Raw genomic sequence first — 20,672 nt, forward strand, 5'->3', positions numbered from 1 at the left:
ACCCATTCGCCGCGCCGCAGGAGTTCGACATGAAGACACGCATCGCCATCATCGCAAGCCTTGCTCTCGCCTTTCTCGCGCCTGCGGCCATTGCGGAAGTGCAATCGCAGGATCAAGGCGTGACCTCTGGGCCGGCGGCTGGAAGCCCCGTCGAGCCATCGGGAGCCGTGCAGAAGGACAATCCGAAAGCGGCTGATGTCAACGAAAGCGGTGTGGCGGGACCGAGCGGAACCTCCGCCGGCTCGCCGGGCGTCGAGGGAAAGAAAGGAACGCAAAGCGGCCAGGAATGGCAGCCGCCGGAAGAGCTCCGGCGGAAGAAGGGGCCAGCCTCGTAGCGTCAGTTCAGCGGCAAGAGCGTCCCGGCCAAAAATGAGGAGATCCCAGCGGTTCGCCTCAGCCTTCCGCCAGGACATCCCTGTCGTCTTTGAAGACGCGCGCGGCGCCGGCCAGCGCGAAGGCATATTCCAGCGCCGTGTCTTCAAGCGCCTCGAAACGGCCCGAGGCGCCGGCGTGCCCCGCGCCCGTATGGGTGAACAGCAACACGGGTCCGCCGCCGCTCATCGTCGCGCGCAGCTTCGCGACCCATTTGAGCGGCTCCCAATAGGTGACCCGAGGATCGGTCACGCCGGCGACGGCGAGTATCGGCGGATAGCGTTGCGCGCGCACATTGTCGTAAGGCGAGTACGACGCGAGGCGATCATAGGCTTCGGCGCTGGCGATCGGGTTGCCCCACTCGAGCCATTCTGGCGGCGTCAGCGGAAGATCGTCGCGCAGCATCGTATTCAACGTGTCGACGAAAGGCACGCTGGCGATGATGCCGGCGAACAGCTCCGGCGTCTCATTGGCGACGGCGCCCATCAGCAGACCGCCCGCCGATCCGCCCTGCGCGACGACGCCGCCTTCGCGCGTGTAGCCGGCCGAGATTAGATGGCGTGCGCAATCGATGAAGTCGGTGAAGCTGTTTTGCTTCTTCTCGAGCTTGCCGTCCTCATACCAGCGCCAGCCCTTGTCGGTTCCGCCGCGAATATGGGCGCGCGCATAGACAAAGCCTCGATCGACGAGCGATAGCGCGTCTTCGTTAAAGCCCGCCGACAGCGCATAGCCATAGGCGCCATAGCCGTAGAGCAGCAGTGGCGCGCCGTCTCCGCCGGGCGTGAAGTCCGCGCGATGTAGGAGCGTGATCGGCACGCTTTCGCCGTCGCGCGCCGTCGCGAGAAGGCGCCGCGTCACATAATTTTTGGGATCATGTCCGGAGGGAATTTCCTGGCGCTTGCGCAGGACGCGCGTGCGCGCAGCCATGTCGTAGTCATAAGTCTCATCAGGCGTCGTCATCGACGAATAGGCGAAGCGCAATATGTCAGTGTCGAATTCAAGCCCCGGGTCGATCGACAGCGCATAGGCTTCCTCCTCGAAGTGAATCGCATGTTCCTCGCCGCTGGCGAGCGCGCGGATGACGATCGTCGGCAAGGAGCTTTCCCGACGCAGCCAGACAAGATAGCGCGCATAAACGGTGAAGGAGTCGATTAAGACGCCGTGGCGATGGTGAACGACGTCCTTCCAGTTTTCACGGCCGGGCTCTGCGAGCGGCGCGACGGAAATGCGGAAATCATCGGCGCCGTCGGCGTTGTCGCGAATGTAGAGAAGGTCGCCGTGCGGCTCGACGTCGTAGCGCAGGCGCGGTTCGCGCGGCGCGACGATGCGCGGCGTCGGATTGTCTTCGCGAAGGTCGATCAGCCAGCATTCCGTCGCGTCGTGGCCGTGGATGGACACAATGGCGAAACGCCCGCAGCGGCTTTCATGCAGGCTGACGAACCAGGCGCTGTCAGTCTCCTCGATGATCAGCGTGTCGTCGGCGGGATCGGCGCCCACGTCATGTCGAAAGACCTGCGCGGTGCGATGGTTCTCGTCGATCAGCACATAATAGTAGGCTTTCGAATTGGCCTGCCAGACAATGACGCCGTCGCTGTCGCTCACGACGTCGGCGCGGTCGAGGCCATCGCTCAGCGCCCTGGTGCGGATGTCAAATAGCTCTGAACCGGCGTCATCGACGCTCCAGGCAAGCTGCGCGTGATCGGGCGCATGCGCCGCGTCGCCGATATCGAAGAAGTCGTGGCCTTTGGCGAGCGCGTCGCCATCGAGGAGGACAGTTTCCGCCCCGCCGTCTCGCGGCGTCCGGCAGTAGAGCGGATGTTCCGCGCCCTCATGGAAGCGTTCGTAATAGGCGTAAGGCCCGTCCGGCTCGGGAACCTCGCTGTCATCCTCCTTGATGCGGCCGCGCATTTCGGCGACGAGCGCCCTGCGCAAATTCTTGAGCGGCGCCATGACGCGATCGCAGTAAGCGTTTTCCGCCTCGATCAGCTCGGCGATGTCGACGGGAAGAGCGTCCGGATCGCGCAGCACCTCGCGCCAGTTCTTCGCAGCGAGCCACTCGTAAGGATCATCGAGCACGCGGCCATGGATGACTCTGCGCGTGGGGCGCTGCGTGGCGAGAGGCGCTGTGGCGCCTGTAAGATCAAACCGCCAATCTGATGTCTTCGCCGTCGTATCGCGGGCCATGTCGTCCTCCGCCGATTGCTTTCCGAGGCTTTTATCACTGCTTGCAGCGCAGCGCAGAGATCTCTCGGGCGGATTGAGATCGAAGCAATTTGTAAATCAATCGCGCCTTAGCCTTGCCGCAAGACCTATCCGCTTTTGGATGAGGAGCGATTCATGCGTTACTCCCACGCTGCGCTCAGTCCGGTTTCAATCGGCGAGCGAAGGACTTCCCGCCTCAACGACATTCCTGTCCGCCCTGCGTTCACGCTGCGCCGGCTCGCATGGAAGATCGTCTATTCGAGCTTCATCGCCGTCGTCGCGATCTATGTGTGGTGGCGACGCTAGTCATTTTTTGGCGCTGCTGCGCTGCGTCAAAGACAAACTGTCATAAATCGCCTAAGCTTCAGGTGTGGCCGATGGCGCACGCGCGCTTGCGCGTGATGGAGTCGCGCCGCAACCCATCAACACGGCGCTGCGGCGCGCCTCGAAACGCAGAAGAAACTTAAAATGTTCACGAGCATGAAAAACATCGCCGCTGGCGTCATTTGCGCCAGTCTTTCCTTCGGCGCAGCCGCGCTCGCCGAGCCGAAGGCGTCTGCGCCAACGACCGCGCCGACCGCCTGGGCGCCGCCCGCCGAGATCGCGCCGAAGAGCGCCGCGCCTTCAGATGCGCCGGCGCCAAGCGCCGAAGCGCCTGCGGCCGCTGCGCAGCCAACGAGCGCCGCTCCGGCCAGGACGCATGCGGAGAGAGAAAAAGACTGCCGCACGCAAGCCGACGCCAAAGGGCTTCACGGCAAAGAGCGCAAACACTTCAAATCCGACTGTCTGAAGGGATGACGAGTTCGCCGGTCGCTTTCCGGCGGCCGGCGGCGCTAGAGCGCTTATCGATCACATTGTGATGGATAGGAATCGCTCAAAATACTTGGAGCAGGCTCTCACCGAAAAAGTCTGATCAACTTTTTCGGGACCTGCTTCAGTAGACGCGGTCGATGCAGAAGTCGACGACTTCGAGCAGCGCGCTCTTCCATGGCGATGCGGGAAAAATCTCCATCGCGTCGCGTGCGATCGCGCCGTAATGCGCCGCGCGCTCGATCGTATCGTCGAGCGCCTTGTGCTTCTTCATCAGACCGCAGGCGGTCTCGACGTCGCCGTCCTTGATTTCGGCCTTTTCCAGCGTGCGCCGCCAGAATTCGCGTTCTTTCTCATTGCCGCGACGGAAGGCGAGCACCACGGGGAGCGTGATCTTGCCCTCGCGGAAGTCGTCGCCGACGTTCTTGCCGAGCTTGGTGGACGAGCCGCCATAATCGAGCGCATCGTCGATAAGCTGGAAGGCGACGCCGAGATTCATGCCATAGCTGCGCGCGGCGGCTTCATCTGCCTTCGGTTTGCCGCCGAGCATCACCCCGACTTCGGCCGCGGCGGCGAAAAGCTCCGCCGTCTTGCGGCGGATGACGCCCATATAGGCGTCCTCGGTCGTGGTCGTGTCCTTCGCGGCGTTGAGCTGCATGATCTCGCCTTCGGCGATCACCGCGGCGGCTTGCGAAACCACGGAGAGCGGCGCGATGACGCCGGGCTCGACCATCATTTTGAAGGCGTGGCCGAGCAGGAAGTCGCCGACGAGCACGCAGGTCTGATTGCCCCACAGCATCCGGGCGGCGATCTTGCCGCGGCGCATGTCGCTTTCGTCGACGACGTCGTCGTGGAGCAGCGTCGCCGTATGCATGAATTCAATGCCAGCGGCGAATTTCAGATGCCCGTCGCCTCTGTAGCCGCACATGCCGGCGGTGGCGAGAACGAGCATCGGCCGCAGGCGCTTGCCGCCGGCGGAGATGAGATGATTGGCGACCTCGGGAATCGTCGTGACGTCGGAGCCCATGCGCTGAATGATCAGCTGATTGGTGCGCTCCAGGTCGGGCTTGATGAGTTCGAGGAGACTGTCGAGGCCGGCGTCCTTTTTCTCATCGAGCGGAATGACGATACCCACGGACCCCCCTTAAGCCTTACGTTTTCTGGCGCGAACTTACGGCTTTGGGATGGAGGCGGCAAGTCGGCGGCGGAGGCTATCGCAATCACCCTCCCCTTGAGGGGGAGGGTCGCATTGCGATAGCCATGGGGGGTGGGGTGACAGGCGGCAAAGACTTTGGGTTCACCCCGCGCCGGCGCTGCGCGCCGACCCTCCCCCTCAAGGGGAGGGTGGAGCGCGCGGGATGTGAGTCTCTCGGCTCCTATGAAAGACGCGAGTTTGGATGGTTTTCTCGGCGGGCGCTTGCGCCTGCGACAAAGCGCCGCCGGCCACCGCTCCGGCACGGAGGCCGAGCTGCTCGCCGCCGCGACGCCGCAACATCAGCAGGGGCTCATTCTCGACGTCGGCGCGGGGTCGGGCGCGGTCGGGCTGATGGCGGCGCTGCGCGCCCCTGGCGCGATCGTTGGGCTTGTGGAGATCGACCCCGAGTCTTGCGCGCTCGCCCGCGAAAACGTCGCCGAGAATGCGCTCGGCGCAAGGGCGACGGTTTACCAAGCCGACGTTCTCGCGGCGAAATCGCGCCGCGCCGCTGGACTGATCGACGAGAGGGCGGCGCTCGTTCTCACCAATCCGCCGTTTCATGACGCCGGCAAGGTGCGCGTCACGCCCGACGCGGCGAAAGCGCGCGCCCATGTGGCCAGCGCGCCGCTTGTCGATTGGACGCGCGCCTGTCTCGCGCTGCTCGCGCCTGGCGGAACCTTCGTGATGATCCATCGCGCCGACGCGCTCGCCGAATGTCTCGCGGCTGTCGAGGGCAGAATAGGTGGCGTCTCAATCCAGCCCATCCACACGCGAACTAATGCGCCGGCGACGCGCATTCTTCTCGCCGGCGTCAAGGGCTCCAAAGCGCCGCTGGCGTTGTTGAAGGGGATCTCTCGCGGCTAAGCCGGCGACTCCGCGGAAGGAACGAAATTCGCCTTCAACCGTTTAAACTCCGAGGGGCGGATTTCGCCTTGCCAGTATTTAGCAAGGTCCTGCCTCCGGAATAGTTTTTACTTTTTATGGAGAAGTCCTATGGCCAACGTAAAACCTAGTGATGTGCTTGAACTTCAGCTCACGCCCGAACAAGAAAAGATCCTCTCTGCGCTTAAGGATAAGCAGTCTGGCTTACTAAATGTTACATATACTGCATCAGCGCTGGAAAATGGAAAATTGAAGTTGGGTTATGTTGCGTGCAACCCATCGTTTTCGAAGCGCGCTGGCGATCCTATCAAATGAACTTAAAAATACATCGGGTCTCCGGCCATCACAGGCCTCGCTATGTACGAAATTCGCTAACAGCCATCGAAGCAAGTGTCGGTGGCTGTTCACATTATTTGTCGTCATTGCTTCACGCGTTTGACGCCGCCGAACCAATATTCATACATCCCGATTACGAAAAGTTCTTTTGGACTTGTACAACGACCGTGCCCGGCTGGGTGCAGAGCGTTATCTTGCAGAGCGCAATTTCAGAAAGCGACGGATCTACATCACTTTTCAAGATGTGGCAGGCAATAACCTACAATAAAGAAGTCGAGGACGGGCTGCTTGCCCATGCAAAAGATGAAGCACGGCATTCGCGCGTATTTTTCCATCTTGTGAAGAATGTATTTCCAGCTTTTATACCTGAAGATAAGGCAAATAAAATTTTTTCTCATTTGATAGAATTTAAGGATGGATGCTTTGAGAAATCCGGACTCGCTCTACCTGAGAATATAACTATCGATTACCTTGTTCAGATTAATCTATCAGAAGTCAGGACTTTGATGAATTTACATTTGATTGCCCCCATCCTATACTCCCTCGCCAGCGAAGATAAGAAAGAGTATGTCGAGATGCAACTCAAGTCATTACAGCATGACGAGTTGCGGCACATTTCATATACTGCTCGTTTAATGGAGGGGTGGGCTTCAAGCGGGGACGATAAATTGGTGACTGAGCTTTTTTTAAGAAACATGTCAGAGTTTAACGAGTATACAGTTCGGGGAACGGAGAAGGCAATTGAAGCTTATGGGCAGGGCAAATTTCCTACGCTTCTTCGACTGTAATAATTACTAGCGCGGTCGCCGGCGCGCGCCTATTCTTCAATGTTCGGGCAATTAGCGGTTAGACGGCGCGGCAAAAACTCACGACCGCTGTAGCGCTCACGCCGCTCTTGACGGCGCGATTGGCGGGCTCGAGAGCTGCGGCTCCCAATAATTGCCCTTATCGAACATGTGCCGCGCCTGCGCATATTGGAACATGATGCGGGCGACGATGGTGATGGTCTCGGGCTTGCGCACGGCGGCGCCCCAGACTTTGTTCCACATGCGGCCTTCCGCCTCGCCCATCTTGCGCACGTCCATACCGACCTGCATCGCCTGCTGTTCGACCTCGCGCAGCGATTTCGGATCGAAGGGCTGCGGGGCCGGCGCCTTGCGATGGCGGCCGAAAGTGCTGATCAGGCGCAGCATGCGTTCGCCGAAGGCGGCCGGGGCGTAGATCGCGTTGCAGAGATTCTGCATGCCGTGATGCAGCTCCTCCATGCTCATCGTCTGGCACTGGATGTTGGAGCTCCACGGCACCGCCTGGGTCTCGACGCCGCCGGTGAGCAGCCGCCCTTCGCGGGTGATGCGGTCGAAGAGCGGCGTCGCTTCCGACGCCATCAGCGCGCCGAGGCTGAAGATCGGGATCGGCGTCGCCATGGCGAAATCATACTGCTGGGCGAAGACGTTCGGACCGTCATGGTCGAAGCCGACGATCATGCCGCCCATGACGGACATGCCGTGGTCGACGAGCTTCTGGATTTCGTCGACGAGGCTGATCTTGAGATTCTGCCGCTTGCCGGTCTCGCGCAGGCTTTCGACATTGGGGGTCTCGATGCCGACGAAGACCTGCGTCAGGCCCGCCGCGACGCACATGTCGAGCAGTTCCTCGTCGCGCGTCGCGTCGATGGAGATCTGCGTGACGAACTCCATCGGACGATCGCGGCGCCAATGCGCGATCGCCGCGAGCAGCTCCTTGCAGTGCGCGCGATACGCGGTGAAATTGTCGTCGGCGAGGAAGGCCGTGCGATAGCCCGCCGCCCAGAGCGCGTCGAGTTCGGCGAGGACGTTGGCGATCGGCTTGTGGCGCTGCTTGCGCCCCAGATATTGGATGACGTCGCAGAATTCGCACTCGAACGGACAGCCGCGCGAGGTCTGCACCGCGCCGAGAATCGCGCGGTCGTTGCGATAAAGATCCCAGCGCGGCGGCGGCGAGGCGGCGAGCGACGGCTTGTCGCCGACATAGCTGTCCTTCGGCTTGCCGGCGCGAAGATCGGCGAAAATCTCGCCGGCGATTTCCTCGATCTCGCCGCTCACCAGCACGTCGCAGTGGTCGCGCAGCCGCGCAGGCGAAAGGCTCGCATAGGGGCCGCCAATGATGACGCGCTTGCCGCGACGCCGGAATTCGTCGGCGATGGCGATCATCCGGCCGCGCTGGCTGACCTTGCCGGTGATCGCGATGTAGTCGGCGGGGTGGTCGAAATTCACCGGTTCGACCTGCTCCTCGCAGAGTTCGAACGCGAAATCCTTGGGCGCGAGCGCCGCGACGGTCGCCGTGGCGAGGTCCGCCATCATCACGCCGCCCGCCACGCCCGACGCCGCCAGCGCCTCGCCGCCGAAATAAGTTGGAAAATCGCCAGCAGGATTGATGAGATAAATCGAAACGGCCATGCAAATCCCCTCATGCGCTTCGAGCCGTACGCTAATTGAACTTTGCAATCCCGACAAGAACTTGCCGTCATTCCAAAGTGAAGGACGGCGCGCAAACCCCAAGAAAAAAGCGCAAGAAAGCGCGCAAGAAAAAAGCGGCCGCTATGGGCCGCTTTTCATTTTCGGGCGTAAAAATAAACGCTTAGAGCGCTTCCCGATCACATGGAATCATGTGATCGATAAGGAATCGCTCAATCAAAACGTTGGAGCAGGTTCTCATCGAAAAAGTCTGTCAACTTTTTCGGAACCTGCTCTAGAGGTGCGCGACGACCGCGAGCCGGCGAACCTCGCCGTTCTTATAAGCGCGCAGGAAGGCCTGATAGTCGCGGAACGACACGCAGCCGTTCGAATCGCCGTTCGGGCCGAGCATGTAGGTATGCGCGAGAAGGCCGGCGCGGCCGAAGATCGCGCCTTCGCCGCCGACCGGCGTAAGACGCAGCGCCTCGACGCCATGGAACAGCGCTTCGCGCGGCTTGAGATCGTAAACATGCGGCGGCGTCGCGCCGCGCATGCGCAAATGAACGTAGCGCGGATCGTCGAGATGTTCGCGCAGGCCGGAATGCGCCTCGAGTTTTGCGCCGTTCGGCAAATAGACCGTATGCGACGAGATGTCATAGACGGCGGTGTAGCGGTCGTAGCGCGTCGCAGGTCCGACCGCCGCGCCGGCCGCGCCGCCGAGAATGCCGGATTTCAGGTCGGAAAGCGTGCCGCCGTCCGGCGCCGCATAGGCGAGCGCCTGTCCGCGCGGCTGCTGCTGACGCGCCTCTTGCGCCGATTGCGCGGCGTCGCCGAGCCCGAAGAATCTCTCGAAGATCGAGCGGTCGTCGGGCCCCGAGCCCGGCACGACGGTGGTGCGCGCCATGCGGCGCAGCGAACCTTCATAAAGGCCGCGATTGGCGACGGTGAGTTCGACCGGGCGGCGCGGCGGCAGCGGCGTATCATCCGCCGAGGCGACCTGGGCACCGTCGATGTCCTGGCGCTCGGGAACGCTGGCGGGCGGCGTCTGCGCCGCGGGCTGGATGCTGGCGTCAAGCGCGCCGCGCAGCGTCGGTTCAGCGAAGGCCAGCGTCTGCCGCCGGCCGCCGAGGCCGACGATGGCGCCGTATGGGTTTTGCGCGATAGAGGCGCTCTGCCTGAGGGCCGCCGCGGTTGTCTCGGAGCTGGCGGTCGCCGGGCGCTGCGAGAGCGCCCACCACCCCGCCGACAGGCTCACCGCCAGCGCGACGCCGGCGATGACCAGATGAGACGAGCTCTTGCGAGAATAAATGCGACGATCCAAAGAAATGAAATCGATTGGCGCACCGATCCCTTGCATCATCCGCCCCTACCTCCGAATTACTCTTCCGTCGCAAGGCTCTGAGCTTCGCTGACATTTGCGCGAAATCGCGTCAAAGTTCGGCGAAAGCCAGAACTGCACGGAACGCCTTCACATATTCTCACCAGAACTAAGCGGCCTTGCTTTGGCTGCTTTAGGGCGAATTCTTGTCCGCGCTTACGGTAAAGACGAATAGTTAAGGCTTTGAAAACGCCGGGTTTCGTGAAATGTCCCGGCAGGGCGGGGCCAAGTTCGCCGCCGCTTTGGCGCCAAATGTGGCGCCCAAATTGGCGCTCTCTCGCAGGCGCATTTTGACGACGCGCGACGGCGAAAGCTGCGCTGCTTCAAGTCGTTCTGAAAAAGGGTTGTGAAAGGAGACGCGGTCCGAACTATTCGAAGCGCCCATCGGATGCAAGGTTGGCCGTTACGGGCGCGTCGAGCGCCTCGGCGCAGTCGCGGGGCGCGATCTCGCGGCGCGGGGGCGATTTCGGAAGGGCTGCGCGCACGAAGTCGGCAACAAAGTCCGCACGACGATGATCATGCCCGGCGCGGATGGCGCCGAATAGACCGGGACGTCCGACGCGGCGAGCCGCACATTCGTCGACAATTTTTATAAGCAGGCGATCTCGGCCGGTTCGATCGCCCGCGATTCGCTACGCCCTCGAATGTCCATGTGAACCAGATTGTGATCAGGCCGACGGCGCAGGAGTTTTGAGGGAAGATCTTACGCGCCTGGCGTCAGACGGTGGGCCGTTGTCGGTCCCGCCGTTTGGCTGCCTGAGCGTGGAGGGTAGTTACAGAGGGGGTAGGCTTTTATGGGTAAGCGATTTGCAAACTACCCAATTTATGCGAACGGAAGTGTGGCTAATGGATAACTGTCCAAATTAATGCATAAACGCTCGACAGAACTCCCAACGACAGCATGAAATGTCCTATTCGACAGTGAATAAACTTTGTGCCGGCACGAGGCTCGCGGACGTAAGAGAGTTCGTGCAAATGCTCGGGTTTAGAAAGGGGCTGGTTTGGGGGAGTGAAGGAATAAAATTCTACGATTACTCTTGGTTCGAAGAAGCTGAATACAAATCTTGGTCTGGCGTAGAACTTTGTGTATATGTCGACGCCGAGGATCGTTTGCTAACAGTTACTACAAGGAGCAGGGTAAGTCGAAGTTATTACGATTTGGTGCAGCAGAACAACACCGTTAGCGCGCTCCGCAGGAGATTTGGCGGGTCATTCGAGACCGATGAGGGAAGCGGTCGGTACCTGCGTCCTGCGCACGGCCCTCCCGAACCGGCGGCGTCTGGGTGTCACCTTGCTTTTTGGCGATTCGGGACGAATGCAATCAAAGTCCTAGGCTATCTACAAGCGGTCCAGTTCCAAGGTGAGATCAATGACAAGGCCAACCTTCCCCATTTCGTGGTGGAAATGAGTCCACGTGCACTGTCCAATAATATGGTGATTGCGTGCCTCATTTCCGTTGTGGAGGACTACCTCAAATCGGTATTTATCGCGCTGCTCAAATACTCTGAATCTAGAGGCACATTTTTTCGGAACGTGAGGCTGCAGGGCGATCAGCTCGCGCGCATTGCAAGCAAGGAAGTTTCTGTTGAGGCTCTCGTAGCCGAAACGCTATCGTTTCAAAAAATCTCGTCAGCCTGCAAGCACTTCAAGAGCCTCGATAAAGACTTGGATTTGGCTAGCGTTCTTCGTCGACCTTATCGAGGGCGGCGGAAAAGCCTATTCGAAATGCTAGATGAATTGGTCGCGGTGCGGCACGATTTTGTGCACCGAGCAATACTCGATCACAGCTACTCTCACGAATCGCTCATGCAAATAGTCTTCGACCTCGACGTCGCGATGACGCGAATCGACAAGGCCATTTTCGTTCGGTACCACTGGCCGATAATAGGCAAGAAATGGAGCATTGGCCGAAGGCCTAATCGCCGCGGTGGTCTGAACGAGTAGCCGCTTCTCGCCAATTTGCCGTTCGGTTGCCCGTGATGATGCAGCATTCATCCCTAAACGCAGATTTCGCGATACTTCTCTCGCAGCGAGAGGCAATTATCAAAACGCGGTTCGCAAGGTGGTTCGATGGCTCGAAGGGCGACCCTAAGGTCAGACGAAAACTGCTGAGTGGCGTTAGAGCCATGCTGACTGATCTGCAACGTCGGTCCGAATGGATAGAGGCCTTAGCCGTTGCTCTGGACAACAGCGAAGGTCTTTCGGTTTCGATGTCCGCCAATCGCCTTCGAGCAGCGCCATGCTCAAATTGCTTGGCGGTTGCTACCATTGTTCCGGGGTGGGGCTTTGGCTGGCGAAGCGTTCTAAAAAGCGAAGAAGTTCACGAAATTCTTTCTTTGTTCATGCACTACGCGCGGCAATACATCCATCGTTCTGATGTCACCAAGGTGCTGATGGCGGTATGGGAGATGGATGGGCGCATCCTTCATCCTTTTGCTTCGAGCCTAATTTCGCAACGCTACGGTGTTATCGAGCCCGCTCCTTCAAGGGATGAAGCCCTCAGTCGCGCGTTAGAGAGCGCAAAAGCCGCTTGGGGGCCAGCCACGGAGAAAATAAGGGTTATGAAGTCTGATTGGCTGGCGCGAAACACGCTCGACCCTTTCATTCATCAAGCTATCTTCCATTTCCTACGCGCTGAGGATTTGAGGCGAAAGGAGTATTATATAGAGGCGACAGTTGCCTTTGACTGCGTGGTTGAACTGCTAGGCAGCTTCTTGGTGCGCAGAAAAGGGCTCGACCATTCAAAAAGCCGTCACTGGGTTTGCCAGGAACTTGGTCTATCCTCAGACCAGAGTGAGTTAGCCAATTACGTCTGTTTCATTCGGAATGAACATGGTGCGCACGCAGGCGGTTGGCGATGGTGGGATCAGAGCGAGCTGTTGTGTGCGGGCGACATGGGAGAAATTAGTGCCATGGTATCGGCAGCTCTTGCTGCGGGGGCGGATGCAGAACCCACGATGCGGATTATCGAACCCAATCCAGAAGATTGCGCCGCTTGGTTCTTAGAAAACTTTGAAACGCTCTGGGACGCAGTATGGTTCGAGAGGTTAGGGTCGGCTCCTATTGACCCGATAGTTCGTCGCGCTTAGGCCTAAGCGCTTAACTTTTCGAGCCCACTCCCATGCCCCCCGTTTCCCCCCATCTCTCCCCCATCCGCTCCTTCCAGGGGCTCATCCTCACCCTGCAGAATTTCTGGGCGGCGCAGGGCTGCGTCATTCTGCAGCCCTATGACATGGAGATGGGCGCGGGCACCTTTCATCCCGCGACGACGCTGCGCGCGCTCGGGCCAAAGCCGTGGCGCGCCGCCTATGCGCAGCCCTGCCGGCGTCCCAAGGACGGGCGCTATGGCGAGAACCCCAATCGCCTGCAGCATTATTATCAGTTCCAGGTGATCCTCAAACCCTCGCCCCCCGATCTGCAGGAGCTCTATCTCGCTTCGCTTTCTGCGATTGGCGTCGACCCGAAGCTCCATGACATCCGCTTCGTCGAGGATGATTGGGAAAGCCCGACGCTCGGCGCCTGGGGGCTAGGCTGGGAATGCTGGTGCGACGGCATGGAGGTCTCGCAGTTCACTTACTTCCAGCAGGTGGCGGGCTTCGAATGCGCGCCGGTCGCCGGCGAACTCACCTATGGCTTGGAGCGTCTCGCCTGCTATCTGCAGGGCGTCGACAGCATCATGGAGCTGAATTTCAACGGCCGCGACGGCCATGAGAAAGTCACCTACGCCGACGTCTTTCTGCAGGCCGAGCAGGAATATTCGCGTCACAATTTTGAAGCCGCCGACACGGGAAAACTTTTCGAAGATTTCAAGGACGCCGAATCCGAATGCGAGCGCCTCTTACATTTTGGCGCGGGCTCGGGCGACGAGATGCATCTCATGGCGCTGCCGGCCTATGACCAATGCATCAAGGCGAGCCACGCCTTCAATCTTCTGGACGCGCGCGGTGTGATCTCGGTGACCGAGCGCCAGAGCTATATTCTGCGCGTGCGCGAACTCGCGAAAGCCTGCGGCGCGGCCTGGCTGCGGACGGCGGGCGGCGGCGCGAACGGATAGGGCTCCGGCGCTATTGCGAAAGCCTCAATCGACGCCCACCTCGTAAGAGGTAAATGCGTTTGTCATGCGCGTTGGCGCACATCTTCCAAGATCGAAGCCATGCATAACAGTGCGTGAGACGGGCAACCGTCTTGCGCCGTTGGCGAGTAGCGGCGCGTGCGCGCCTGTCCTGTCTTTTGCCAGGAACCCAAGAGACATGGATGGGCGCGCGCTCCTTGACGATGTGCTCGTTTCGTTCTAGTCATGTTCCGTGTTAGTCCTCGATTAGCGGATCGTGCCATGTATCAGCCCCGTTATCCGTCTTTCAGCATCGCTCGCAGCGTCTCTCGCAGCGCCTCTAGCAGCGTCTTGGGGCAAACGCTTGAGGATTCCGCGCCGCGCGGCCAGGCGCTTCAATCGCTCGCCGAGACGGATTCGCTGCGCAGCCGATTCTTTTCCTGGCGCGGCGCTTCCGGCCGCCGCTATGTGTGCTCGGTGTTTCAGTCGGGCGAGGAGTCTTTCGTCGCCGACGTGACGAATGGCGTGGTCATCGGCGTCGCGCGGGAGGGCGCGGCGACGCGGCCGGTCTGCGTCTTTCTCGCGCAGGAACGCAGCTACGGCGACCGCCGCGGGCTGCGCGAGATCGCGCGGGAGCTCGGCGTCGCCGAATGGCATGTGCATTTTTGCGCCGACGCCGCGTCGCTGCGCGATCTTTCCGCGTCGCTGCTCAACTGATCAGGCGGACCGTCTGTAGCGTAAGCGTTGCGTCGCGAGTTTCGTGCGCGCAAGTCTGTGCGCGCAAGCGTTGCGTCGTTGCGCAAAAGCGTTGTGCAAAAGCGTTGCGTATGGCGTCGCGTCAAAGCGGCGTCGGCTCATCGCCGGCGCCGCCGGTCTCCGGCCCGGTCCTGCAGGACTCGTGATCGAGCCGGCGGACGACCCCGGCGAGTTCGGCGTCATGGATGTCGAGCCGCAGCAGATGTTCGTAGGTGTTGCGCACATAGGCGGGATTGTCGCCATTGAGGCCGACGCCCTCGGCGATCAGGCGAATCATCTCGTCTTCCGGCAGCCGCCCGGCATATTGGATATGCGTGCGGTCGACGACATAGGCGAGGGCCTTGGCGCAGCCGCCGTCGGCGAATCGCACGCCGAGCGTTTTCTCCAGATAGACCGAGGTGACGAGTTCGCGTTCGCGCAGATAGCGAATCGTTTTGTCGCGGTCGCGCGCCGCGATTTTGAAGGCGACGCCCTGGCAGGAGCCGCCGCGATCGAGCCCCAGCACCAGCCCCGGCCGCTGCGGCGTGCCGCGGTGGACATGCGAGAAGATGCACAGCGCGCGGTGATAGCCATGCACCCAGGCGAGCGCGCTGTCGATGAAGTCGAAGCCCGGCCGCCACATCAGCGACCCGTAGCCGAACACCCAGAAATCTTCGTCCCGCGGACTGGCTGAACCCATTCTACGCCTTTTAAGCCTCGCGATTACGTATGCGGCCAAGCCGCAGCGTTCGGTCGAACGTCGCTCCTTTGACCTCGTCCTTCGAGACGGCTCCTTCGGAGCCTCCTCAGGATGAGGTCAAGGGGAGCGCAGCTTTCACCTTCCTGAGGCAGCAGTTTCCTACGAACAATGGGTTTCCTCATCCTGAGGAGCCTGCTCCCAAGTCGGGCTTGCCCGACTTGGGCTTCAAATGCCGATCTCGGGTAAACCCGAGATCGGTGCAGGCGTCTCGAAGGACGAGGAAACCCATTGTCCCAGCGATCCTAAGACCGAGTCTCACCTATTTTTTCCGCCGCAATCCTGCGATGCAATGAAAATCGTGATTCGGCGGCGAAATGCGACGCGCGCCCCTTCCGGAGCGCCCTTCGGTAGAGCCTACCCACAACATATCGCGTCGGTTTTCTTGCTTTCCCCTGCAGTTTGTGGCGGTCTTTAGGCAATGAAATTCGAGCGCCTGCGCCTTCTGGGCTTCAAGAGCTTCTGCGAGCCGACCGATTTCCTCATCGAGCCGGGCTTGACCGGCGTCGTCGGCCCCAATGGCTGCGGCAAGTCGAATCTCGTCGAAGCCCTGCGCTGGGTGATGGGCGAAAACTCCTATAAAAACATGCGCGCGTCCGGCATGGACGACGTGATTTTCTCGGGCGGCGGTTCGCGCCCGGCGCGCAATCTCGCCGAAGTCGGGCTGGTTCTCGACAATTCATCGCGCACCGCGCCGGCGGCCTTCAACGACGCCGACGCGATCGAGGTCACGCGGCGAATCGAGCGCGAGCAGGGCTCCACTTACCGAATCAACGGCCGCGAGGTGCGCGCCCGCGACGTGCAGCTTCTCTTCGCCGACGCCGCCACCGGCGCGCGCTCGCCTTCGCTCGTGCGCCAGGGCCAGATCGGGGAGATCATTTCGGCGAAGCCGCAGGCGCGCCGCCGCATCCTCGAAGACGCCGCCGGCGTCGCCGGGCTGCATTCGCGCCGGCACGAGGCCGAGCTGCGTCTGAACGCGGCGTCGGAAAATCTCACCCGCCTCGAAGACGTGTTGAAGCAGGTCGACAGCCAGGCCGACAGCTTGAAGCGGCAGGCGCGCCAGGCCACAAAATACCGTGGGCTCGCGGCGCAGATCCGCAAGAATGAGGCGCTGGCGGCGCTTCTCGCCTATCAGCTCGCCGCACAGCAGCTGCAGGGCGCCGCGGAAAAGCTCGACGCCGGCCGGCGCAGCGTTCAGGAACGCACGCTGGAGCAGGCGGAGGCGGCGAAGTTTCAGGCGGTCGCCGCGCATGAGCTGCCGCCGCTGCGCGACAAGGAGGCGGAGGCCGGCGCGGCGCTGCATCGGCTCGTCGTCGCGCGTCAGGCGCTCGAGGCCGACGAGCAGCGCGCCAAGCAGCGAATCGCCGAGCTTCAGCACCATATCGAACAGTTCGGCCGCGATCTCGAGCGCGAACGCGCGCTGATCCAGGATGCGGCTGAGGTCGCGCAGCGGCTTGAAGAAGAACGCGCCGAGCTGCAAGGCGGCGACGCCCACGACGCCGGCCGCGAGACCGAGGCGCAAGCGCGGCTGATCGACATCGAAGCGGCGCTGGCGGCGACCGAGGCCGAGCTGTCGAGCGCGCAGGAGCAACTCGCCGGCGTCAACGCCAAGCGGGCGGCGCTCGAGGCGGGACTGCGCGACGAAAATCAGCGGGTCGCGCGCTTCGAGGCGGAACTCACCCGCATCGAGACGGAATTTGCCCTCATCGCCGGGCAGGGCGGCGGCGCCGACGAGGTCGAGCGTCTCGCGCAGGCGTTCGAACAAGCGGCGCAGGACGCGCGCGCCGCCGAAGAAGCGACGCAGGAGACCGAGGCCGCCACGCGGCGGGCGCGCGACGCCGAGACCGCCGCTCGCACGCCGCTGGAGCCGGCGGCGCTGCGCGCGCAGCGGCTCGAGACCGAGATCCGCACGCTCGAACATCTGCTGCAAACCGGCTCCGGCGGCCTCTGGGCGCCGGTCGTCGAGAGCATGACCGTCGAAAAAGGCTATGAGACCGCGCTGGGCGCCGCGCTCGGCGACGATCTTGACGCCTCGGCTGACGATTCGGCGCCGGCGCATTGGTCGGTGACGTCCGGGGAGGGCGATCCAGCCCTGCCCAATGGCGTGCGCGCGCTCGCCGCGCTTGTCGACGCGCCGCCGGCGCTGCGCCGTCGCCTCGCGCAGATCGGCGTCGTGCTGCGCACCGAGGGCGAGAGCCTGCGCAAACTCTTGAAGCCCGGTCAGCGGCTCGTCTCCAAAGAAGGCGATCTGTGGCGCTGGGACGGCTTCACTCAGGCCGCCGAGGCGCCGACCGCCGCCGCGCGCCGCCTCGCCGAGAAGAACCGGCTTGCCGATCTGCGCGTCGAAGCCGCCGCCGCGCGCGCCGCGGCCGATTCGCTGACCGAGGCGCTGAACGCCGCGCGCGAGGCCGCACGAGCGGCCGCCCAGGCAGAAGCGGAGGCGCGCGACGCGCATCGGCGGGCCCGCGTCCGCCTGGAGGAAGCGCGCGAACGCCATTCAACGGCGGAGCGTCGTCAGGCGCAAATCGCCCAGCGCCTGTCGGCGCTGCAGGAAGCCAAGGCGCGGACGCTCGCCAATCGCGACGAGGCCGCGCAGAAGCGCGCAAGCGTGACGCAGGCGCTCGACCAGCTTGAGGAGCCGGCCTTTCTCGCCGGCGCTTTGGAGAATTTGCGCGGCCGCGCCATGGCCGAGCGCGCCCAGGCCGGCGAGGCGCGTGCTGCGGTCGCCTCTCTGCGCCACGAAAGAGCCGCCCGCGCGTCGCGGCTGTCGGCGATCGCGCGAGAAACTTCGTCATGGGCGGAGCGCCGCGATCGCGCGCAGGACCGAATCGGCGAATTGGAAGAGCGGCTGGCGACGGCGCAAGAGGAAAACGCGCGCCTAGGCGACGCGCCCGACGCTTTCATCGGCCAGCGCCGCGCGCTGATGAATGCGCTCGAAGAGGCCGAGGCCGCCCGCCGCGATGCGTCCGACGCGCGCGCCAGCGCCGAAACGCGTCTCGCGGAAACCGACCGCGCCGCCCGCGCCGCCCTCGAGGCGATGAGCGCCGCGCGCGAAGAGATGGCGCGCAGCGAGGCGCAGCTGGAGGCCGCGCGCCAGCGCGTCGCCGACGTCGAGCGCGCCATCGCGCATGATCTCGAATCGACGCCGCAAGCGCTCGCGCAACTCGCCGAGGTCAAAGACGGCGACGATCTGCCGGAGATCGCCGACATCGAACGGCGGCTGGAGAATTTACGCGCCGACCGCGAACGGCTCGGCGCCGTCAATCTGCGCGCCGAGGACGAACTCACCGAGGTCGAGGCGCAACGCGAAAAGATGATCGCCGAGCGCGACGATCTTTCGGAAGCCATCAAGAAATTGCGCGCCGCGATCGCCAGTCTCAACAAAGAGGGGCGCGAGCGCATGCTCGCCGCCTTCGACAAGGTCAACGCGCACTTCAAGGAGCTGTTCACGCTGCTTTTCGACGGCGGCGCGGCGGAATTGCAGCTTGTCGAAAGCGACGATCCGCTTGAGGCCGGCCTCGACATTCTCGCGCGCCCACCCGGCAAGAAGCCGACGACGATGACGCTGCTGTCGGGCGGCGAGCAGGCGCTGACCGCCATGTCGCTCATTTTCGCGGTGTTCCTGACCAATCCGTCGCCGATCTGCGTGCTCGACGAGGTCGACGCGCCGCTCGACGACAGCAATGTCGAGCGCTTCTGCGATCTTTTGGAAGAGATGCGCAAGAAGACCGACACGCGCTTCGTCACCATCACCCATAATCCGATCACCATGGCGCGCATGGACCGGCTGTTCGGCGTGACGCAAGCCGAGCGCGGCATCTCGCAGCTCGTCTCCGTCGATCTCGAGCAGGCGGAGAAATTCGCGCTGGCGAGTTGATGGATCGAGATCGTTCTAAGCGCCCTAAATGTCGCAGACGAGGACGCGCTTGGCCTCTGCTTGGGCGCGAACGCGTGATGCCCAATTTCGGTTGATCTTGTTCGCAACGCCGTCATTCCCGGCAGGCCTGACCGGGAATCCAGAGCCGATCCAGGAATGCTGGTTTTGCCTCTGGATTCCCGATCGCGCGCAAGACGCGCGTCGGGAATGACCTGCGAGCGGCTCGAACGAAAATCGTATGACCGGGCGAAGCTGACATGACCAGAAGCGAATTCGTTCTGCGTTCGGCGATTTTCGTCGCCATCGCGCTCGCGCCGTTTCTCATTTGGCTGCTCTTCAATGTCATCGTGCTTGCGACAGGCGCGGTGCTCGTCGCGACGCTCATCCATCTCGTCGCGACGCCGTTTCTCAAGCTCCGCCTGCCGCGCGGCGTGGCGCTCACGCTTTCGGGCCTGCTGATCGCCTCGATCATCGGCGGAACCTTCTATCTCTTCGGACGTACGATGGCTGGCGAGTTTCACGACGTGCTGCGCCGCGCCGAGCAGACGGCGGACGCCATCTCGCTCGAAATCACCCGATCGGGACTCGCCGACTATCTGCCGAAATCGTTGAGCGAAGATTTTTCGCTGTCGGATCTGATTGGACGTTCATTCACCATCAGCATCGAGGCCGTTCTTGGCGGGCTCGTCGCTTTTTTCGCCGGCGTCTTCATCGCGAGCGAGCCGGCGCTCTACAGCGAAGGCTTCACGCTGCTGTTTGCGCCGCGCTGGCGCAACAGAGCGCGCGAAACGCTCGGTCACGTCTCCACCGCGCTGCGCCGCTGGCTGCTCGGTCAGATGATTGAAATGGTCACGATGGGCGTCATGGCCGGCGTGGCGGTCTGGCTCATCGGCCTGCCGTCGCCCTTCGCGCTTGGCGCCATATCGGGGCTCTCGGAATTCATTCCCTATATCGGGCCGATTCTGGCGATCTTTCCTTCAGTGGCGGTCGCGGCCACGATCGGACCCTACACGATGCTTTGGACAATCCTCGCTTACCTTGCCATTCATCAGCTCGACGGCAACATGATCATGCCGCTCATCCAGCGGCAATTGGTGCGCGTGCCGCCGGCGCTCATGCTGATTTCGATCGCGCTGTTCGGCACGCTGTTCGGATTGGGCGCCACGATTTTCGCCGCGCCGCTGACGGTCGTCATCTATGTCGCGGTGATCAAGCTCTATGTGCGCGACACGCTCGGCGAGTCGACGCCTCTGCCAGGAGAGAAGGCGGATCGGAAGAGTCTGCTTGGCGGTGGATGAGTTCAATCTCGCGGAGCGGCGATCAAATTGAAAAGCGCCGCCTGCGCGTTGACGGACGCCAATGAAACTCGTATGTAACCACATGTAGTCACGAGGCTGCATGAATGAAAACAGTAAAACTCAGAGATGCGAAAGCGCTTCTCTCCGCGCTTATCGAAGACGCGGCGCAGGGTCGGCCAACGACGATTACGCGGCACGGCGTCGCCGTGGCGGTTCTCACGCCCATGGAAGCGGCGCGAAAACTTTATCCGCAGAAAACGCGCAGTTTCGCCGATCTCCTATTGTCCTTTCCCGGCGGCGTCGAATTCGAGCGCAACGCCTCGCCGCCGCGCGACGTTGACCTGTGA

18 protein-coding genes are annotated in these 20,672 nt (G+C 62.1%); 13 read left to right on the forward strand and 5 right to left on the reverse strand.

Annotation, left to right across the window (positions count from 1 at the left end):
• Window positions 1-29: 29 nt before the first annotated feature.
• Window positions 30-335 (forward strand): hypothetical protein, encoded by a 306-nt coding sequence (locus ACPS74_RS15350; RefSeq protein WP_029649865.1) that lies wholly within the window; start codon window positions 30-32, stop codon window positions 333-335.
• Between the two features lie 58 nt (window positions 336-393).
• On the opposite strand, the gene ACPS74_RS15355 is transcribed toward ACPS74_RS15350, so the two are convergent.
• Window positions 394-2,556, reverse strand: coding sequence for a S9 family peptidase (locus ACPS74_RS15355; RefSeq protein WP_029649867.1), 2,163 nt, complete (start codon window positions 2,554-2,556; stop codon window positions 394-396).
• A gap of 153 nt (window positions 2,557-2,709) precedes the next feature.
• Between ACPS74_RS15355 and ACPS74_RS15360 the strand changes: the two genes are divergently transcribed.
• Entirely contained in the window at window positions 2,710-2,880 is a 171-nt protein-coding gene (locus ACPS74_RS15360) for a hypothetical protein (RefSeq protein ID WP_157055229.1), read from the forward strand.
• 162 nt (window positions 2,881-3,042) lie between these two features.
• Window positions 3,043-3,372 (forward strand): PsiF family protein, encoded by a 330-nt coding sequence (locus ACPS74_RS15365; protein WP_029649871.1) that lies wholly within the window; start codon window positions 3,043-3,045, stop codon window positions 3,370-3,372.
• 136 nt (window positions 3,373-3,508) lie between these two features.
• Here ACPS74_RS15365 and ACPS74_RS15370 read toward each other — a convergent pair whose 3' ends face one another.
• Entirely contained in the window at window positions 3,509-4,519 is a 1,011-nt protein-coding gene (locus ACPS74_RS15370; protein WP_029649874.1) for a polyprenyl synthetase family protein, read from the reverse strand.
• A gap of 243 nt (window positions 4,520-4,762) precedes the next feature.
• Here ACPS74_RS15370 and ACPS74_RS15375 point away from each other — a divergent pair, with 243 nt between their 5' ends.
• From ACPS74_RS15375 to ACPS74_RS15385, 3 genes are all read left to right on the forward strand, one after another.
• Window positions 4,763-5,443, forward strand: a complete 681-nt coding sequence (locus ACPS74_RS15375) for a tRNA1(Val) (adenine(37)-N6)-methyltransferase (protein WP_029649876.1) — start codon at window positions 4,763-4,765, stop codon at window positions 5,441-5,443.
• A 129-nt stretch (window positions 5,444-5,572) separates the two neighbouring features.
• The gene (locus tag ACPS74_RS15380; protein WP_157055230.1) at window positions 5,573-5,776 is read left to right on the forward strand and encodes a hypothetical protein; all 204 of its coding nucleotides are present in this window, start codon (window positions 5,573-5,575) and stop codon (window positions 5,774-5,776) included.
• Window positions 5,773-6,585 (forward strand): hypothetical protein, encoded by an 813-nt coding sequence (locus ACPS74_RS15385; protein WP_157055231.1) that lies wholly within the window; start codon window positions 5,773-5,775, stop codon window positions 6,583-6,585. The genes ACPS74_RS15380 and ACPS74_RS15385 overlap by 4 nt, the downstream gene beginning before the upstream one ends.
• 96 nt (window positions 6,586-6,681) lie before the next feature.
• On the opposite strand, the gene ACPS74_RS15390 is transcribed toward ACPS74_RS15385, so the two are convergent.
• On the reverse strand, window positions 6,682-8,232 hold the full coding sequence (locus ACPS74_RS15390) for a radical SAM protein (RefSeq protein ID WP_029649882.1): 1,551 nt from the start codon (window positions 8,230-8,232) through the stop codon (window positions 6,682-6,684).
• A gap of 292 nt (window positions 8,233-8,524) precedes the next feature.
• Complete coding sequence (locus ACPS74_RS15395; protein WP_029648913.1) at window positions 8,525-9,589, reverse strand: DUF2778 domain-containing protein; 1,065 nt, start codon at window positions 9,587-9,589, stop codon at window positions 8,525-8,527.
• A gap of 924 nt (window positions 9,590-10,513) precedes the next feature.
• Here ACPS74_RS15395 and ACPS74_RS15400 point away from each other — a divergent pair.
• The 4 genes from ACPS74_RS15400 (at window position 10,514) to ACPS74_RS15415 (ending at window position 14,375) form a co-directional block, all read left to right on the forward strand.
• The gene (locus ACPS74_RS15400; RefSeq protein ID WP_029648916.1) at window positions 10,514-11,551 is read left to right on the forward strand and encodes a hypothetical protein; all 1,038 of its coding nucleotides are present in this window, start codon (window positions 10,514-10,516) and stop codon (window positions 11,549-11,551) included.
• Window positions 11,552-11,733: 182 nt separating this feature from the next.
• A complete protein-coding gene (locus ACPS74_RS15405) occupies window positions 11,734-12,696 on the forward strand; it encodes a hypothetical protein (protein WP_157055209.1) in 963 nt (320 codons plus the stop codon).
• A 32-nt stretch (window positions 12,697-12,728) separates the two neighbouring features.
• Window positions 12,729-13,661, forward strand: a complete 933-nt coding sequence (locus ACPS74_RS15410) for a glycine--tRNA ligase subunit alpha (protein WP_029648918.1) — start codon at window positions 12,729-12,731, stop codon at window positions 13,659-13,661.
• A gap of 279 nt (window positions 13,662-13,940) precedes the next feature.
• Window positions 13,941-14,375 (forward strand): hypothetical protein, encoded by a 435-nt coding sequence (locus tag ACPS74_RS15415; RefSeq protein ID WP_239754853.1) that lies wholly within the window; start codon window positions 13,941-13,943, stop codon window positions 14,373-14,375.
• Window positions 14,376-14,496: 121 nt separating this feature from the next.
• Here ACPS74_RS15415 and ACPS74_RS15420 read toward each other — a convergent pair whose 3' ends face one another.
• Window positions 14,497-15,093 (reverse strand): gamma-glutamylcyclotransferase, encoded by a 597-nt coding sequence (locus tag ACPS74_RS15420; RefSeq protein WP_029648920.1) that lies wholly within the window; start codon window positions 15,091-15,093, stop codon window positions 14,497-14,499.
• 478 nt (window positions 15,094-15,571) lie between these two features.
• Between ACPS74_RS15420 and smc the strand changes: the two genes are divergently transcribed.
• The 3 genes from smc (at window position 15,572) to ACPS74_RS15435 (ending at window position 20,672) form a co-directional block, all read left to right on the forward strand.
• Window positions 15,572-19,027 (forward strand): chromosome segregation protein SMC, encoded by a 3,456-nt coding sequence (gene smc, locus ACPS74_RS15425; protein ID WP_425622383.1) that lies wholly within the window; start codon window positions 15,572-15,574, stop codon window positions 19,025-19,027.
• A 257-nt stretch (window positions 19,028-19,284) separates the two neighbouring features.
• On the forward strand, window positions 19,285-20,325 hold the full coding sequence (locus ACPS74_RS15430) for an AI-2E family transporter (RefSeq protein WP_036242385.1): 1,041 nt from the start codon (window positions 19,285-19,287) through the stop codon (window positions 20,323-20,325).
• 104 nt (window positions 20,326-20,429) lie between these two features.
• Window positions 20,430-20,672 carry a type II toxin-antitoxin system Phd/YefM family antitoxin gene (locus tag ACPS74_RS15435; protein WP_029652004.1) on the forward strand — a complete coding sequence of 81 codons (243 nt, stop codon included), beginning with the start codon at window positions 20,430-20,432 and terminating at the stop codon, window positions 20,670-20,672.

It is taken from the genome of Methylocystis sp. SB2 (assembly GCF_049817085.1).
Lineage (GTDB): Bacteria > Pseudomonadota > Alphaproteobacteria > Rhizobiales > Beijerinckiaceae > Methylocystis > Methylocystis rosea.

What these genes read in the sequence shown, in the direction of transcription:
- ACPS74_RS15360 (WP_157055229.1), top strand. Translation starts at nt 2,710, where the DNA reads ATGCGTTACTCCCACGCTGCGCTCAGTCCGGTTTCAATCGGCGAGCGA.
- ACPS74_RS15385 (WP_157055231.1), top strand. Translation starts at nt 5,773, where the DNA reads ATGAACTTAAAAATACATCGGGTCTCCGGCCATCACAGGCCTCGCTAT.
- ACPS74_RS15355 (WP_029649867.1), bottom strand. Translation starts at nt 2,556, where the DNA reads ATGGCCCGCGATACGACGGCGAAGACATCAGATTGGCGGTTTGATCTT.
- ACPS74_RS15375 (WP_029649876.1), top strand. Translation starts at nt 4,763, where the DNA reads ATGAAAGACGCGAGTTTGGATGGTTTTCTCGGCGGGCGCTTGCGCCTG.
- ACPS74_RS15410 (WP_029648918.1), top strand. Translation starts at nt 12,729, where the DNA reads ATGCCCCCCGTTTCCCCCCATCTCTCCCCCATCCGCTCCTTCCAGGGG.
- ACPS74_RS15405 (WP_157055209.1), top strand. Translation starts at nt 11,734, where the DNA reads ATGCTGACTGATCTGCAACGTCGGTCCGAATGGATAGAGGCCTTAGCC.
- ACPS74_RS15420 (WP_029648920.1), bottom strand. Translation starts at nt 15,093, where the DNA reads ATGGGTTCAGCCAGTCCGCGGGACGAAGATTTCTGGGTGTTCGGCTAC.
- ACPS74_RS15430 (WP_036242385.1), top strand. Translation starts at nt 19,285, where the DNA reads ATGACCAGAAGCGAATTCGTTCTGCGTTCGGCGATTTTCGTCGCCATC.
- ACPS74_RS15350 (WP_029649865.1), top strand. Translation starts at nt 30, where the DNA reads ATGAAGACACGCATCGCCATCATCGCAAGCCTTGCTCTCGCCTTTCTC.
- ACPS74_RS15400 (WP_029648916.1), top strand. Translation starts at nt 10,514, where the DNA reads ATGTCCTATTCGACAGTGAATAAACTTTGTGCCGGCACGAGGCTCGCG.
- ACPS74_RS15395 (WP_029648913.1), bottom strand. Translation starts at nt 9,589, where the DNA reads ATGATGCAAGGGATCGGTGCGCCAATCGATTTCATTTCTTTGGATCGT.
- smc (WP_425622383.1), top strand. Translation starts at nt 15,572, where the DNA reads ATGAAATTCGAGCGCCTGCGCCTTCTGGGCTTCAAGAGCTTCTGCGAG.
- ACPS74_RS15365 (WP_029649871.1), top strand. Translation starts at nt 3,043, where the DNA reads ATGTTCACGAGCATGAAAAACATCGCCGCTGGCGTCATTTGCGCCAGT.
- ACPS74_RS15380 (WP_157055230.1), top strand. Translation starts at nt 5,573, where the DNA reads ATGGCCAACGTAAAACCTAGTGATGTGCTTGAACTTCAGCTCACGCCC.
- ACPS74_RS15415 (WP_239754853.1), top strand. Translation starts at nt 13,941, where the DNA reads ATGTATCAGCCCCGTTATCCGTCTTTCAGCATCGCTCGCAGCGTCTCT.
- ACPS74_RS15435 (WP_029652004.1), top strand. Translation starts at nt 20,430, where the DNA reads ATGAAAACAGTAAAACTCAGAGATGCGAAAGCGCTTCTCTCCGCGCTT.
- ACPS74_RS15390 (WP_029649882.1), bottom strand. Translation starts at nt 8,232, where the DNA reads ATGGCCGTTTCGATTTATCTCATCAATCCTGCTGGCGATTTTCCAACT.